At 62.6% G+C, this 13272-nt stretch carries 12 protein-coding genes; 6 read left to right on the top strand and 6 right to left on the bottom strand.

Annotated elements, in window-relative coordinates; all coding sequences use genetic code 11:
* Window positions 1–141: 141 nt before the first annotated feature.
* From VFZ66_03960 to VFZ66_03950, 3 genes are all read right to left on the bottom strand, one after another.
* Window positions 142–759, bottom strand: coding sequence for an SIS domain-containing protein (locus VFZ66_03960; GenBank protein ID HEX6288317.1), 618 nt, complete (start codon window positions 757–759; stop codon window positions 142–144).
* A 409-nt stretch (window positions 760–1168) separates the two neighbouring features.
* Window positions 1169–2239: a trypsin-like serine protease gene (locus VFZ66_03955; protein HEX6288316.1), complete on the bottom strand. Its 1071-nt coding sequence runs from the start codon at window positions 2237–2239 to the stop codon at window positions 1169–1171.
* 487 nt (window positions 2240–2726) lie between these two features.
* Window positions 2727–3914 (bottom strand): aminotransferase class V-fold PLP-dependent enzyme, encoded by a 1188-nt coding sequence (locus tag VFZ66_03950; GenBank protein HEX6288315.1) that lies wholly within the window; start codon window positions 3912–3914, stop codon window positions 2727–2729.
* A gap of 510 nt (window positions 3915–4424) precedes the next feature.
* On the opposite strand from VFZ66_03950, the gene VFZ66_03945 reads away from it, so the two are divergent.
* Window positions 4425–6155 carry a bifunctional sulfate adenylyltransferase/adenylylsulfate kinase gene (locus VFZ66_03945; GenBank protein ID HEX6288314.1) on the top strand — a complete coding sequence of 577 codons (1731 nt, stop codon included), beginning with the start codon at window positions 4425–4427 and terminating at the stop codon, window positions 6153–6155.
* 124 nt (window positions 6156–6279) lie between these two features.
* Here VFZ66_03945 and VFZ66_03940 read toward each other — a convergent pair whose 3' ends face one another.
* Window positions 6280–6717, bottom strand: coding sequence for a response regulator (locus tag VFZ66_03940; protein ID HEX6288313.1), 438 nt, complete (start codon window positions 6715–6717; stop codon window positions 6280–6282).
* A 528-nt stretch (window positions 6718–7245) separates the two neighbouring features.
* Between VFZ66_03940 and VFZ66_03935 the strand changes: the two genes are divergently transcribed.
* Together VFZ66_03935 and VFZ66_03930 are read left to right on the top strand one after the other, a co-directional pair.
* On the top strand, window positions 7246–8052 hold the full coding sequence (locus VFZ66_03935) for a TerC family protein (GenBank protein ID HEX6288312.1): 807 nt from the start codon (window positions 7246–7248) through the stop codon (window positions 8050–8052).
* A gap of 243 nt (window positions 8053–8295) precedes the next feature.
* Complete coding sequence (locus VFZ66_03930; protein ID HEX6288311.1) at window positions 8296–8700, top strand: hypothetical protein; 405 nt, start codon at window positions 8296–8298, stop codon at window positions 8698–8700.
* Between the two features lie 111 nt (window positions 8701–8811).
* On the opposite strand, the gene VFZ66_03925 is transcribed toward VFZ66_03930, so the two are convergent.
* Window positions 8812–9171, bottom strand: coding sequence for a hypothetical protein (locus tag VFZ66_03925; GenBank protein ID HEX6288310.1), 360 nt, complete (start codon window positions 9169–9171; stop codon window positions 8812–8814).
* Window positions 9172–9338: 167 nt separating this feature from the next.
* Between VFZ66_03925 and VFZ66_03920 the strand changes: the two genes are divergently transcribed.
* Window positions 9339–10070 carry a GNAT family N-acetyltransferase gene (locus tag VFZ66_03920; GenBank protein ID HEX6288309.1) on the top strand — a complete coding sequence of 244 codons (732 nt, stop codon included), beginning with the start codon at window positions 9339–9341 and terminating at the stop codon, window positions 10068–10070.
* A 237-nt stretch (window positions 10071–10307) separates the two neighbouring features.
* Complete coding sequence (locus VFZ66_03915; GenBank protein ID HEX6288308.1) at window positions 10308–10499, top strand: hypothetical protein; 192 nt, start codon at window positions 10308–10310, stop codon at window positions 10497–10499.
* A 75-nt stretch (window positions 10500–10574) separates the two neighbouring features.
* Here the strand turns inward: VFZ66_03915 and VFZ66_03910 are convergent, their stop codons facing one another.
* On the bottom strand, window positions 10575–12419 hold the full coding sequence (locus VFZ66_03910; protein HEX6288307.1) for a S9 family peptidase: 1845 nt from the start codon (window positions 12417–12419) through the stop codon (window positions 10575–10577).
* Between the two features lie 660 nt (window positions 12420–13079).
* Between VFZ66_03910 and VFZ66_03905 the strand changes: the two genes are divergently transcribed.
* The coding region (locus VFZ66_03905) for a hypothetical protein (protein ID HEX6288306.1) at window positions 13080–13272 on the top strand (193 nt) is incomplete at its 3' end.

Here is a 13272-nt window from a genome sequence, read left to right as displayed (position 1 = left end):
AGGGGGCGGCGAGGAATAGGCACGGCGCTCCTCTTGTTCGCTTGTGCTTTGTTCTCTGTGAGGCGAAGGGAAGAAGCGAGGTGATGGGGGCACCGCCACACGACCGGCTGACGGCCCTTTGTTTCCTTGGTCCAGCGTCGTCTAGCCTCCGACTTCAAGCGAGGCTACCTGCTGGACACGGGCGAGCGGCAGCGCGGCCTCGCGCAGATGCTCACGCATAGCAACGCACAGGCTGTGGGCGATCACCAGATGCGCATCCTCGACCTGCTCGATCGAGTCGGAGGGCACGCGGATCGTGAGGTCCGCCAGCGAACGAAGCTGCCCGCCAGACCTGCCCGTCAGCGCCACGGTCGGCACGCCGACGACGCGCGCAGCTCTGGCTGCGGCCAGCACATTGGGCGAGTTGCCGCTGGCGCTGATCGCCAGCACCACGTCGTCGGGACGAATCAGCGCGACCAGCTGCTCGGCGAAGACCCGCTCGTAGCTCGTATCGTTGGCCCAGGCGGTCAGCAGCGGAATATTATCGTTGAGCGCGACGGCGCGAAAGGTCGGCTGTCCGTTGGTGCGGGTGCCCTTCGCCAGATCGCAGGCGAAGTGAGAGGCGGTCGCGGCGCTGCCGCCGTTGCCCAGGACGAAGATCGTGCCGCCGCGTCGCTGGCAATCGATCAGCACTTCCGCCGCCTGCTCCAAGAGCCCGTATGACATATTGCGCGTGACATCCGCCAGCTCGCGCCAGTAGCGTTCGATATGATCTCGCATAGGGTATCCTCTCCTCGCATGTCTCGTCCAGCCCTGGCTTGCAGCGACCTGAGTGGTTCAAGACACGTCTCGGCACGGCACTGGCGACCTGCACGGTGTTGGTATTGGTCTGGCACTCGGTACCGGACCATAACCTCAGTGCTGTCCAGATCGCCTGCTTCCTCGATCGGTCGAATCTCGCGCTACTCGCACGCGCCGTGATGACGTACGTTGCTCACATGTTACTGAAGGCAGCGGCCTGGCACATTAGGCACTTGCCCAAATAACATTTTCCTGGGCATGCGCATCGTTGTGCAGATGCATGACGTTTCTGGAGCAGATCGTGCCCGATCGGGAGCGTCGAGCCAGACGCAAGAAGCCCGCCACTATGCAGCGGCGGGCTTCTGTGGCCGACTCTTGGGCGAGGAGATTACCGGTTGATCACAGAGTTGTACAGGTTGATCGCACCGTCGCCGAAGTAGGGCGAGTAGATGCTGTTCGGATCGTTATTGTACTTGTAGCTGTTCACGCCGTTGACATAGTTGTTGTTGCCGGCGGAGTTATACGTGTAGAGGTAGATCCATGGACCACCGCTGGCGCCGCCGGTCATGTTGCAGCCCATGCCGTTCGTCGCGGGATTGAAGTTGAAATCCTGCCACGTGTAGTCCTGGCACCAGGCCATGCGCTGACCGTTGAACGGATACGCTGCCGGGTAGCCGAACGCGGTGATGTACAGGCCGCGCGGGCCGTTCGCCATCCAGCCCAGCCAGCCCAGCCAGGGGCCGATCGAGGTGCCGTTGTTCTGCCACAGCACGGCAGCGCCGATGTCGTAGGAGAAGCTGCGGTTGTAGATCCAGCCGTTGAGCGCCCACAGCTCACGGGCATACCACTGGCCGTAGGGGGCGTTGCCGTCCGCATAGGCCGGGACGAAGACCCAGTTGGAGTGCCAGCCGACAGATGGATCGTAGACGCAGTGCCCCGCCGTCCAGATGGCGTTGTTGCCCATGATCGAGCCGGAGCAGACGTAGTTCACGCCGTTGCTGGTGAAGAAGACCTTGCCGATCGTGCGGAACGGGAACTGTGAGTAGTAGGACGGGTCGAGAATGCCAGCCGAGTACTGCGCGGAGACATCGCCCGACGGCAGCGGATCGCTGCCTTTCTTGGCAGTCTTATCAATTTTGCTCAGACCGCCGGCCATCTTGACCTCAGGGCCGGTGCTCGACTGAACGGGATCGCCTGCCTGGGGCGCGCGTCCGACTTTCTCTGCCGGATACGGGATCGCGCTCAACATCTCTTCGCGGGTCCAGATCTTCTGCGCGGAGATCGCGATCTCGCCCGAAGAAGTCGCCACCTCTCCATTGCCACCCAGCGGCTTGCCGCCGTTGATCAGCGGGAAGGACTCGGCGGATGCCGAGGCGTTGAAGTTGCCGATGCCAGCGATCGCGATCAGCGCGACGATCAGAAACAGTTTGCGAATGTTGGTCCGAAGTGCCTTTACCATGGGTCCGCTTCCTTTCGATAGTGATACACACACGACGATCAGAATATATGGCCTACCAAAGGCAATGGATGGGATATGCAAGCTGGCGGATAGCCCGATTCAGTTGAGCACATCACCTCCTTGACCAAGCAGCGACAGGCGAGATCGACGGTATTCGCGATCCTAGAGAATTGTGCTGTCGCGCTTCTATCTGCCGGGACACCGATTACCTGTTGTGTCCTACAGCTCTCATACTTTGGTTGGTGGGGGTTTGGTTAAAATATAATTGAATAGTAAAAGATCGTCAATGGGGGAAATCCCTACCGGTACAAATGTACCAACCGATGGGGCGAGCCGAGAACCAGGGGAACAAGGAACGCAGCGAGACGAACACCTCGCCTGCCCAGCGAAGGTGGAGGGCTGCCTGAGCGCGGGGAGGGAGCCGGGGTGCGGGCCTGAGCTTGCAACTCCGAACCAATGTTTCCCGAACGTGCTCCTTGATGTTGGGCTAGGCGGTTACGTCCGGCAGCACAGCTGCAAGCGCCTCGACCAGCGCATCGATGTCGCTGGCGGTGGTGTAGCCCTGGACCGAAACCCGTAAGAACTGCCGCTGGTCCATGACCGCAACCGGCACCTCGACGCGGAACTCGTCGTAGAGGCGGCGCTGGAGGCGCTGGCCGTCGCAGGGCGGCAGGGTGAAGGCGGCCATCTGTGCGAACCACTCCGGCGCATCGGGCGTGCATGGCTCAAGGCCCAGCGCGGTGATACGCTGGCGGGCATAGCGCAGCAGCTCATGGCAACCGGCGCGCACGCTGCTCCAGTCATGCTCGCGCATAAACGTAATCGCGGTGGGCACCGAGAGATAGGCCGCCAGATCGCGCGTGCCCTGGTACTCCTGCTCGTCGATAAATCGCGACTCGCCGGGCATGGCGCTCTGCCAGCCCCAGCTCACAACCAGCGGCTCCAGGAGATGCTGCATGTCGCGGCGGGCGTAGAGCAGCGCAGAGCCTTTAGGTGCCATCATCCACTTGTGACAGTTGCCGCTGTAGAAATCGGCGTCAAGCGTCCGCAGGTTCAGGTCGATCTGCCCCGGCGCGTGCGCTCCATCTACAACCGTGATGATGCCTGCGGCGCGTGCCCGGCGGATCAGCGGCGCGATCGGAAAGATCAGCGCGGTTGGCGATGTGATATGGCTGATGAAGAGCACCCGCGTGCGCTCGGTGACTCCCGACCAGATTGTCTCGATCACGTCGTCGTCGGCGGTTATGGGCAGCGGGACGGGCTGCCGGATATAGCGCGCGCCGCGCTGCTGGCACACGAAGCGCCAGGTGCGATCCAGCGCGCCGTACTCGTGATCGGTGGCGAGGATCTCGTCGCCGGGGCCGAGCGGCAGCGAGCGCGCTACGACGTTCAATCCCGTGGTGGCGTTGGGCACGAACACAAGATCCTGTGCGTCCGCGCCGACGAACGCGCCCAGGGCCGTGCGCGCGTCGTGCATGAGCTGCGTAAAGCGCCGCCCGATAAACTCCACCGGCTGGCGCTCCAGCTCCAACTGCCACGCCTGGTAGGTTTCAAAGACCGGCCTGGGACAGGCACCGAACGAGCCGTGGTTGAGAAAGACGACATCGGGCCGCAGGAGAAAGAGCGAGCGCAGCCGATCCGGGCGGTGCGTGAGGGGTGGCAACGTCAAGGTCATCGGTCAACTCCCATGCGAGGCAGATCACATGTCTTAAGCGGTCGGGCCGCCACATGCTGGATATGAGCCTGCGGCAGCAAGGTAGGCTTCGCCTCTGCCGGAGGCCCCTTGAGGCAACCGCGTACCTCCTGGAGCATGCATGGCGCGGTATCTACACATCGTACCATGTGACAGAATCGTTGAAAAATGGTATAGCGCTCCGGCGCAGAATGATCTACAATAGCATAGTACGCCGAGGGAGCGTATGATAATCCACGATGTGCGGCACTCCTGTGTACCTCACAGCTCTTGAACACCAATCTGTTGTATGAACCATGATGTTTGTTCGTGTAAGGCCTGCTGTACCAGCGACCTGCTATCGCCGTGCTGTGAAACAACGCGGCGGCAATGCGCTGTCTGTGTTTCAGGCTGGCGCGATGCGTGTGGGCGCGTACGGGCCGATTGGGTTCATGGCAGCGCCGAGGCCACCAGGAGGGGCCAAGCCATGCTTACTACTCACCAAGGACATGAATGATGACCACACTGGCAAGTCCTTCGATCCTCATTTCGCCCTACGGCGGAACGCTCGTCGATCTCCTTGTTCCGTCCGATCAGCTTGCGGAGATCAAAGCATACGCCAACCAGCTTGAGTCGATCCAGATCTCGGAGCGATCAGCGTGCGACCTTGAGTTGCTGGCAACCGGCGCGTTCTCGCCGCTGGATCGGTTTATGGGCCAGGCCGACTATCAATCGGTGCTGGATAACATGCGGCTGGCGAACGGCGCGATCTTCCCGATCCCGATCACGCTGCCGGTCGACGAGAATCATCATCTGCGCATCGGGCAGGACGTGGCGCTGCGCGACTCGAAGCAAAATCTGCTGGCGGTCATGACGATCGAAGAGATCTATGCCTGGGATCGCGATGAAACCGCCGAAAAAGTCTTCGGCACGCTCGACGTGCGGCATCCGCTGGTAGCCGAGATGCATCGCTGGGGGCCGCTGCATGTGTCGGGCCGTATCCAGGTGCTGGCGCTGCCGCAGCGCTACGATTTTCAAGATCTGCGCCAGACGCCCGCGCAGGTCCGCGCTCGTCTGGAGGCCGATGGACATACCAATGTGGTGGCGTTTCAGACGCGCAACCCGCTGCATCGCGTCCACGAGGAGCTGACCAAGCGCGCCGTGCAGCAGGTCGACGGCACGCTGCTGCTGCATCCGGTCGTCGGCATGACCAAGCCGGGCGATGTCGATCACTACACGCGGGTGCGGACCTATAAGGCGCTGGCCCGCAACTACTACGATCAGGGGCGGATCGTGCTGGCGCTGACGCCGCTGGCGATGCGCATGGCCGGGCCGCGCGAGGCGGTGTGGCACGCGCTGATTCGCCGCAACTACGGCGCGCGCTATCTGATCGTTGGCCGCGACCACGCCAGCCCGGGCAAGGACTCGCAGGGCAGGCCGTTCTACGGCCCCTACGATGCGCAGGTGGTGGTGCAGCAGTACAGCGCAGAGCTTGGTGTGACGATGCTGCCGTCGCAGGAGCTGGTCTATCTGCCAGACGAGGATCGCTACGAGGAAGTGACGAATATCCCCAGCGATACTCGTACCGCGTCGATCTCCGGCACGCAGGTGCGCGAGGAGTACCTCAATCGCGGCAAGCCGCTGCCGGCCTGGTTTACGCGGCCCGAAGTCGCCACGATTCTGTCTGAGGTTCACCCGCCGCGTCATCGTCAGGGCGTGTGCCTGTGGTTTACCGGCCTCAGCGGGGCGGGCAAATCGACGACCGCCGACATCCTGACGGTGCTGCTGCTTGAGCGCGGGCGACAGGTGACGGTGCTCGACGGCGATGTCGTGCGCACGCATCTCAGCAAGGGCCTGGGCTTTAACCGCGACGACCGCGACACAAACGTGCGGCGGATCGGCTTTGTGGCGGCTGAGATCGCCCGTCACGGCGGCATCGCGATCTGCGCGGCGGTCAGCCCCTACCGCGCCGCGCGCAACGACGTGCGCCAGATGGTCGGCAGCGATCAGTTCGTCGAGATCTTCGTGGATACGCCGCTTGAGGTCTGCGAGGAGCGCGATACCAAGGGCATGTATGCCAAGGCGCGGCGCGGCGAGATCAAGGAGTTTACCGGCATCGACGATCCGTACGAGCCGCCGCTCCAGCCGGAGATCGTTCTGGAGACGGTGCGCTGCACGCCGGAGCAAAACGCGCGCGATGTGCTCCAGTACCTGATCGACCAGGGCTTTGTGCAGGAGTTTTAGCCAGCGCGGGCAGCTTGCAGGGTGGCGATCGATCGCTTCGATCGGCGTCTCACGGGCACGCACAAGGGCTGACGGAGCAAGCTTGATCGGCTGCCCGTCAGCCCTTGATTCTGGGCGCGTGCCGTCAGGCAGGCTCCCACACCGGCTCGCCGCGCAAAATCTGATGGATCTGGCGCACGAAGCGCGAGCGCTCAATCGGCTTGCCGATAAAGCCGTCGAAGCCTTCCCGCCGCGCGCGGGCCAGCGTCTCCGGCAGGCAGTTGGCCGTCAGCGCCACGATCCGGGGACAGGGCTGGTTCGTCGCGTCGAAGAATTCGTGCAGATGTTGCAGGACCTTGAAACCGTCTTCGTGGGGCAGCGCCAGATCGAGCAAGATCAGGTCGGGCTTGCTGTCGGGATGATCGGCAAGAAACTTCAGCAGTTGGCGGCCAGAGGCGCGCGCGTTACAGTAGCCCACGCCGACATCGCCACGCAAAATATCGCTGAAGACAAACAGGTTATCGGGATTATCCTCAACCAGTAAGACCGAAACATTCCGTGGATCGAGCATCCGGATCGCCATGATATATCCTTCCTCTTCCTGCGCCTGGAGCCGTACGCCACTGGTGCTTGACGGATACGCAGATCGTCGCAACGATCGAGCGGATCGCGGCTGGTTCTCAGCCGCAGTGCCAATCGTGGGCACAGCCAGCTACTATAGGTGTCGTCGGATAGATCTATCCAGAACGAAATAGGGGGGGTGATCGACGGTACTCTGTTGTGAGGGGACGCCGCTCATTATACCAGCTATCCGCTCACGCACGAGTGGTACTCCTTGGTGACAACCGTCTAGCCACACGGTCGAGTCGAGTACTATATACATAACGTGGAGCATCTTAGCGCCTCCGCGATTGGCGGGAAGGTTGGCAACGAGCGGAGGCTGCGGTAGCTGTATTATACTACGCCGCGTGGCCTTGCGCACATCGCGCGCTTGCAACAATCTCGGCTCGCGGCGCTGATCTTGGGCCGCTTCAGGGTCGAGCGTAGCAGGTATCTGGCACATCGATTGCTAGAGGCGTATGCTAATACATCTATTGCCTGGAGCGTACACATGGGAGAGCTATTCACTGCCGATGCTTTGATCGGGCTGCTCACGCTGACAGCCCTCGAAATCGTCTTAGGCGTCGACAACGTGATCTTCATCTCGATCCTGGCCGCAAAGCTGCCGCATGAGCAGCAGGCGCGCGCCCGTACGGTGGGCCTGGCGCTGGCGCTGATCACCCGCATCTTGCTGCTGCTATCGATCTCATGGATCGCGGGGCTGACCGAGGAGCTGTTTCCGATTTTTGGGCGCGGCGTCTCCGGGCGGGATCTGATCCTCCTGGGCGGCGGGCTGTTCCTGGTAGGGAAGGCAACCTACGAGATCCACGAGAAGCTGGAGGGCGAGTCCGGCCACTCAGAGGCCCGCGTCGGGCCGTCGTTTACGGCGGTGATTGTCCAGATTCTGCTGCTGGATATTGTCTTTTCGCTCGACTCGGTCATTACCGCCGTGGGGATGGTCAATCAAATCCCGATTATGGTCGCGGCGGTAGTGATCGCGGTGGGCGTGATGCTCGTCTCGGCGGGGGCGATCAGCGCCTTCGTCAATCGTCATCCGACGGTCAAAATGCTGGCCTTGGCGTTTCTCCTGCTGATCGGGGTCAATTTGATCGCAGAGGGCTTTCACCAGGAGATTCCCAAGGGCTATATCTATTTCGCGATGGCCTTCTCGGTCTTTGTCGAGCTGCTCAATATGCAGTTGCGCAAGAAGAGCACAAGCCAGCATCCAGTCGAGCTACGCGCCGGGTATGTGGCGGATGAGCACGAGCTAGACGGCGATGCCACGCTGCGTCCTGGCGCGAAAACGCCTGCGCGCTAGGGGTTGCACGCGAGCCGGATTGCTGCGACGGGGACCAGGCAACAAACGAACAGCGGCTTGAACCGCTTGCTCGCTTGTGCGCCTGTTCCCCTGTTCTTTCGTTGGTTCCTTCCAAGCAGGCGCTTTAATTCTGCGCTCGGTCGGTCTGTAAGAGATTGGTTATATCTTGGAAAGGCGGACGTTAGTACTATCGGTCATCATGAACAACAACGCTTCATTGACTGTTGAAGGAGGTTGAGGTTTATGATCGGTCGAATGCTACGACACCTGCTGATCCCCCTCATGCTGATCGCGTCGGTGCTGGTTGCCGCGCCGGAAAGCACAGACGCCGCCGCACGCAGCTTTGGCATGCTCTATCACGATGGGACGATCGTTCGTACGTTTGCGGTGTCCGCGCCGCTGCCGCATGGTGGCAGCGATCCTTTGTTTGTTGTCACCAACGGTGTCGATGAGCAATTGGGCATTACGCAATTCGCTCCGGGCGATCCGGGCTTTAGCGGCGGCGACTGGGCGGTCTACCTCGTGACGTTTACCGGAACGCCGTACCTGCTGACGTCTGACGAGGCGGTGATGGCGGCGCTGCAACGCGGAGATGTGACGGTGACACGTGATCCCGCGCGTGATTTCCGCTGTCCGGTACAGCCCTAAAGCGTGTCCTGCTTCTCGCGCCAGGGACGGCGGGGCCACTAGTCGCGACTTGTGGCCCCGCCCGCTGATCCGCCAGGATCTCCTGGGCAGCGCGGCGTGCTGGTCGATGGCCTACTGCTTCTGACGTAGAGCCGCGTAGTGCTGAAGCTCGTACAGCGCTTTTTCGTAGCGCGCGAGGTACTCGACCGTCGTCACCAGATCGAAGGGCGTCGGCACGAAGATCAGCGTGGTGCTCGCGCCATGATCCCAGAGCACCAGCGCGTAGATGTTGCGCTCGATGCCGTGGATCGTCAGGTAGACCTCCTGCTGGTTGGCCGGGCGGCAGACGACGCAGTGCGAGCCTGGCTGGAGGGTGCTGCTCGTATCGTAGGGCTCGAAGCCGAAGCTTTGAGCAACTTCGGCGTAGCTTCCGCCGACAGCCGGGAGATCGCATCTGGTTATATGACCGTTGGTAGACAAAAAGGCGTTCATGCTCTGCTCCTATGCCATGTGCTGCGGTGCTCCGCGCTCTTCCGCACGCCGTGCCGCGCTCACGTATCGGTAAGGATCATACCAGCATTCGCGCCGGAGCTGCCGCGATCGGGGCTGGCTTGCCGTCGAGCATCGCCTCTGCTACACTCGCGGCCATGAGGTGACAGATGCCTGAGCTTGCCGACGCAACGATCGCTGCCGTCGATGACTACTGGGCGTCGTTTTTCGGCTGTGCGCCGACGATCTTCGCTACCTCCGCGACGACGGTGGTGCCGCATGTTGGCCTGGGCGATTATCGTGGGCTCTGGCTGTTTCGGCGGCGAGCGACGCTGATCGTCTCGGTTCCGCCGGGCCGTCTGGAGCATGATCGGGCGCTGTTCGGCACTGCACCTACCACGCTCTTTGACGATCTGCCCGCCATCCGCGCCTGCATCGAAGCGCCGATCGAGCGGGTGCTCGGCCCGGCGTTCGTCGGCTACGCCGATGCGATGACCTTCCGGCCCGTCTCACGCCCGGAGGCGCGCCTGCTCACGACGAGCGATTGGGCAGCCTTCGAGTTCCTGCGACAGTCGTGCCCGGCGCTGGACTGGGAGCACGGCGGCACCAAGCTGGGAGCGCAGCCGGTCGCCGGGTGCTTTGCTGGCGCTCTGCTTGCCTCGGTCGCCGGGTACGAGCGCTGGGGCGAGCGGATCGCGCATATCGCGGTGGTCACGCATCCTGGGTATCGCGGCCACGGCTACGGCAGGGCCGTCGTGAGCGCGCTCTCGCGGGTGGCGCTAGAGCAGGGATTGATCCCGCAGTACCGCACGCTGATGAGCAACAGCCCGTCGCTGGCGGTGGGGGCAGCGCTGGGCTTCTTGCCCTACGCCGAGAGCATCGCGGTGCGGCTGGCAGTGTAGGTTGTGGTTGGGCATCTCCACCGAGGCCGATGCCAAGCGCTGGTACGCGATGTACAAGCATAGCCCGTTTCATCCGCTGCCCTCGAATACGAGCGCGTAGCACAGCCGCTCGTTTTGGGCTATACTGCCTGGCCTGGCCGTTCGATCGGGCCACACGCCGCGAAAGGGGGTGATCCATCATGATGACGTTCACTGTTCTCGACAACCAGGACCATGTCACGAACCGCAAGGAGAATCATGATGCGTATCCGCCCCATCAATGTCGACGAGATCGCGGCGTTTTCCGCGCTTACATCCAGCCCTGAGCACAGCGCCACCATTCGCGCCGATACCGATGTCGCGAATCTGCCGATGGCGAGTGCGTTTCGTCGGGCGGGCTACGCGCACTTCGCGACGCGCCGCGAGTATGCGTTGCGCCCCACCGTCTAGGGCAAACGACCGGAGATCAGCACGAGGCAGCGGCGCTCAGTCGTCGCTGCCTCGTCGTTTGCACGATCACTCCTGCTACGCGCGTCCGGCTCTTAGATGCCGATCCAGAAACCGCACGATCGCCGGATAGGCCGCCAGCTTGTTCTTCAGCTTGACGATGCCGTGACCCTCGTCGTCGAAGACCAGAAACTCCACCGGAACATCACGCTCCCTGAGCCGGGCGACCACCTGCTCGGCCTCGCTCAGCGGCACGCGCGGATCGTTCGCGCCGTGCAGCACCATCAGCGGCGCGCGGATCTGGTCGAGATGGTTGATCGGCGCGATGCTCTCCAGAAACTCGCGATCGTGCTCCAGGCTGCCGTACTCCGCCTCGCGATGGGCGCGGCGGTAGCCGCTGGTGTTTTCCAGAAACGTCACGAAGTTGCTCGGCCCCACCAGATCGACGCCTGCCGCCCAGAGGTCGGGGTAGGTCGTGAGCGCGGCCAGCACCATAAAGCCGCCATAGCTGCCGCCATACACCGCGATCCGCTGCGGGTCGATCTCCGGCTGCGCACGCAGCCAGTGCGCGGCGTGCGCCAGATCTGCGACCGAATCCATGCGCCTGCGCACGTCGTCCAGGTGGCTGTACGTCTTGCCGTAGCCCGTCGAGCCGCGTACGTTGGGCGCGAGCACGGCGTAGCCGTGGTGCAAGAAGTACTGAACCAGGAAGTGGAAGTAGGGTACGAACTGCGACTCCGGCCCGCCGTGGACCACTACCACGACTGGCAGCCGCGTCTCCGGCGCGAGCCTCGGCTTATAGAACCAGGCCGGAATCTGTCGCTCGTCGAAGGCTGGGTAGTGGATCAGCTCCGGCGCGGCGAACGAGTCGAGCGGCAGGCCGCCATGCGACGAGCGCGTGATCTGCCGTAGCGTGTCGTCTGCCAGATCCCACAGATACACGTCCGAGGTGCGGGTGGCGCTGGTGTACGAGAAGGCAAGGTAGCGCCCGTCGTCGCTGAACGCGATCCGCTCGTCGTAGTAGCCCACAACACCAGGAGCCGATCCAAGCTGCGGCGCAGAACGCCGACTACCGCTTTCGAGATCGAGCATGTGGAGCGTGCAGTTGCCGTCTTCGTTGACGACATAGGCTAAAGCGCGGCCATCCGGCGACAGGTCGATCTCCTCGATGTCCCAGTCGACCGTGAGCACCGGCGTGAGCTTCAGCGTAACCAGGTCGAGCCGCGCGACGTACAGAAAATCGGAGCCGAGATCGGTGGTCAGGTAGAGCGCGCGTCCGTCGGGGGTGTAGCACACATCGTTGAAGCGCGCGTCCTCGCCGCCCGGCGTGATGCGGCGAGCGGTGCCGCTCGCCAGATCGATCTCAAAAAGATCGTGACGCGCGCCGCTTGATGTCCGCGTCACAACCGCGTGGCGTCCGTCGGGCGCGCACCTCTGGCGGGCCAGCGCGCCCGGCTGATCGTGCTGCCAGACCATCTGCGCATGGCCGTCGAGCGGCTGCACATAGAGATCGAAGAACGTCGGGTGGCGGCGATTGGCGGCAAACATGATCCTCGTGCCGTCCGCCGACCACTCGCCAAACAGATGCATCGCCTGCTCGTAGCCCTCGGTCAGCGACCGCTCCTCGCCGGTGCCGGGATCGAGCAGGTACATCTGCGCGTTCTCGTTGCCGCCCACATCGCGGGTGAAGATCAGCCGCCGATCGCCAGCGACCGGCGAGCACCACACGCCCATCACGCGATCGGTGCCGAACGTAAGCTGCTCCGGCCACGCCACAAGCGCCGCCTCCGACTCCAGGGACGCGCCCCAGACCTGCGGCATATCGGTGATGTTGGCAAGAAACGCAATCCTGCGACCATCGGCGGCGAGGCTGGGCCAGTACGCCTGACGCACATTCAGGTAACGATCGATGGTAAATGCCATGCTTCCTCCCTCTACAGATGATCGTTTACCGCCACAGCGTACCACACGTTGCGCGATCCGACCGTATTCCACACAGGCCGTATCGAGCGGAGGCGCACGTGAGGCCATACGGGACGATCCCGACGTAAATAGCCTGGTCCTACAAGCGCGGCAGGTACCGTGCTCCCACAAACCGATCCACCGGTCCTGGTATGTGAGTGGGACGTTTTGACAGGTTGTTGCGCCGCCGACTCCTTGCTATCATAGCCGTATCCGCTACTGGATGGCACTCGACCGACTGGGGGGTGGGCCGAGCACCACACAGTAGCGGTATTTTTGTACCTATACGCTGCATATGCCAGGCCCTATCCAGGGACAGATGCGCTTTAATCTGGGAAGATACCGCGTCCGTGAGTAGCTGGTCAGAAATACAGAGTAGCCCTTGCCGATCTGGACGACGTGTTATGACCGAACCATGTCATACCGTCAACGTGCCGCAACGCCTGACGAGGCTCCAGCTACGCGCCCCGGCAGTGGCCCAACTGCTCCATCCGGCAGCCAAACGCCCCTGGAGTTGCAGGTGCGATCGTGGACGCTCCACGAGCGTCGATCGCTCCGCACGCGACATCAAACCCCACGACCCTCACGCTGTACCCGTTCATCCCATGAAAGGGGTTGCCTATGAGTCCTCGGATTGTCGTGCTGGATCACGACCAGACACTCCATGACCAATACCGCTCACTGCTGGAGCGCGAAGGATACGACGTGCTGCTGTATCCCTCGCTCCCAGATCCTCGGACGGTGCTGCTTGCCCGTCCATCTCTGATCCTGCTTGATTATTTTATGGGCAGCACCTCCTACGGCTGGATCTGGC

It is taken from the genome of Herpetosiphonaceae bacterium (assembly GCA_036374795.1).
GTDB lineage: Bacteria > Chloroflexota > Chloroflexia > Chloroflexales > Kallotenuaceae > LB3-1.
The sequence above is the reverse complement of the archived record's forward strand: the minus strand, read 5'-3'. Positions and strand labels throughout refer to the sequence as shown.

Excerpts from the sequence above, each read along its gene's own strand:
- VFZ66_03930 (HEX6288311.1), top strand. The coding sequence starts at position 8,296 with ATGATCGGTCGAATGCTACGACACCTGCTGATCCCCCTCATGCTGATC.
- VFZ66_03935 (HEX6288312.1), top strand. The coding sequence starts at position 7,246 with ATGGGAGAGCTATTCACTGCCGATGCTTTGATCGGGCTGCTCACGCTG.
- VFZ66_03910 (HEX6288307.1), bottom strand. The coding sequence starts at position 12,419 with ATGGCATTTACCATCGATCGTTACCTGAATGTGCGTCAGGCGTACTGG.
- VFZ66_03955 (HEX6288316.1), bottom strand. The coding sequence starts at position 2,239 with ATGGTAAAGGCACTTCGGACCAACATTCGCAAACTGTTTCTGATCGTC.
- VFZ66_03940 (HEX6288313.1), bottom strand. The coding sequence starts at position 6,717 with ATGGCGATCCGGATGCTCGATCCACGGAATGTTTCGGTCTTACTGGTT.
- VFZ66_03960 (HEX6288317.1), bottom strand. The coding sequence starts at position 759 with ATGCGAGATCATATCGAACGCTACTGGCGCGAGCTGGCGGATGTCACG.
- VFZ66_03945 (HEX6288314.1), top strand. The coding sequence starts at position 4,425 with ATGATGACCACACTGGCAAGTCCTTCGATCCTCATTTCGCCCTACGGC.
- VFZ66_03950 (HEX6288315.1), bottom strand. The coding sequence starts at position 3,914 with ATGACCTTGACGTTGCCACCCCTCACGCACCGCCCGGATCGGCTGCGC.
- VFZ66_03920 (HEX6288309.1), top strand. The coding sequence starts at position 9,339 with ATGCCTGAGCTTGCCGACGCAACGATCGCTGCCGTCGATGACTACTGG.
- VFZ66_03925 (HEX6288310.1), bottom strand. The coding sequence starts at position 9,171 with ATGAACGCCTTTTTGTCTACCAACGGTCATATAACCAGATGCGATCTC.
- VFZ66_03915 (HEX6288308.1), top strand. The coding sequence starts at position 10,308 with ATGATGCGTATCCGCCCCATCAATGTCGACGAGATCGCGGCGTTTTCC.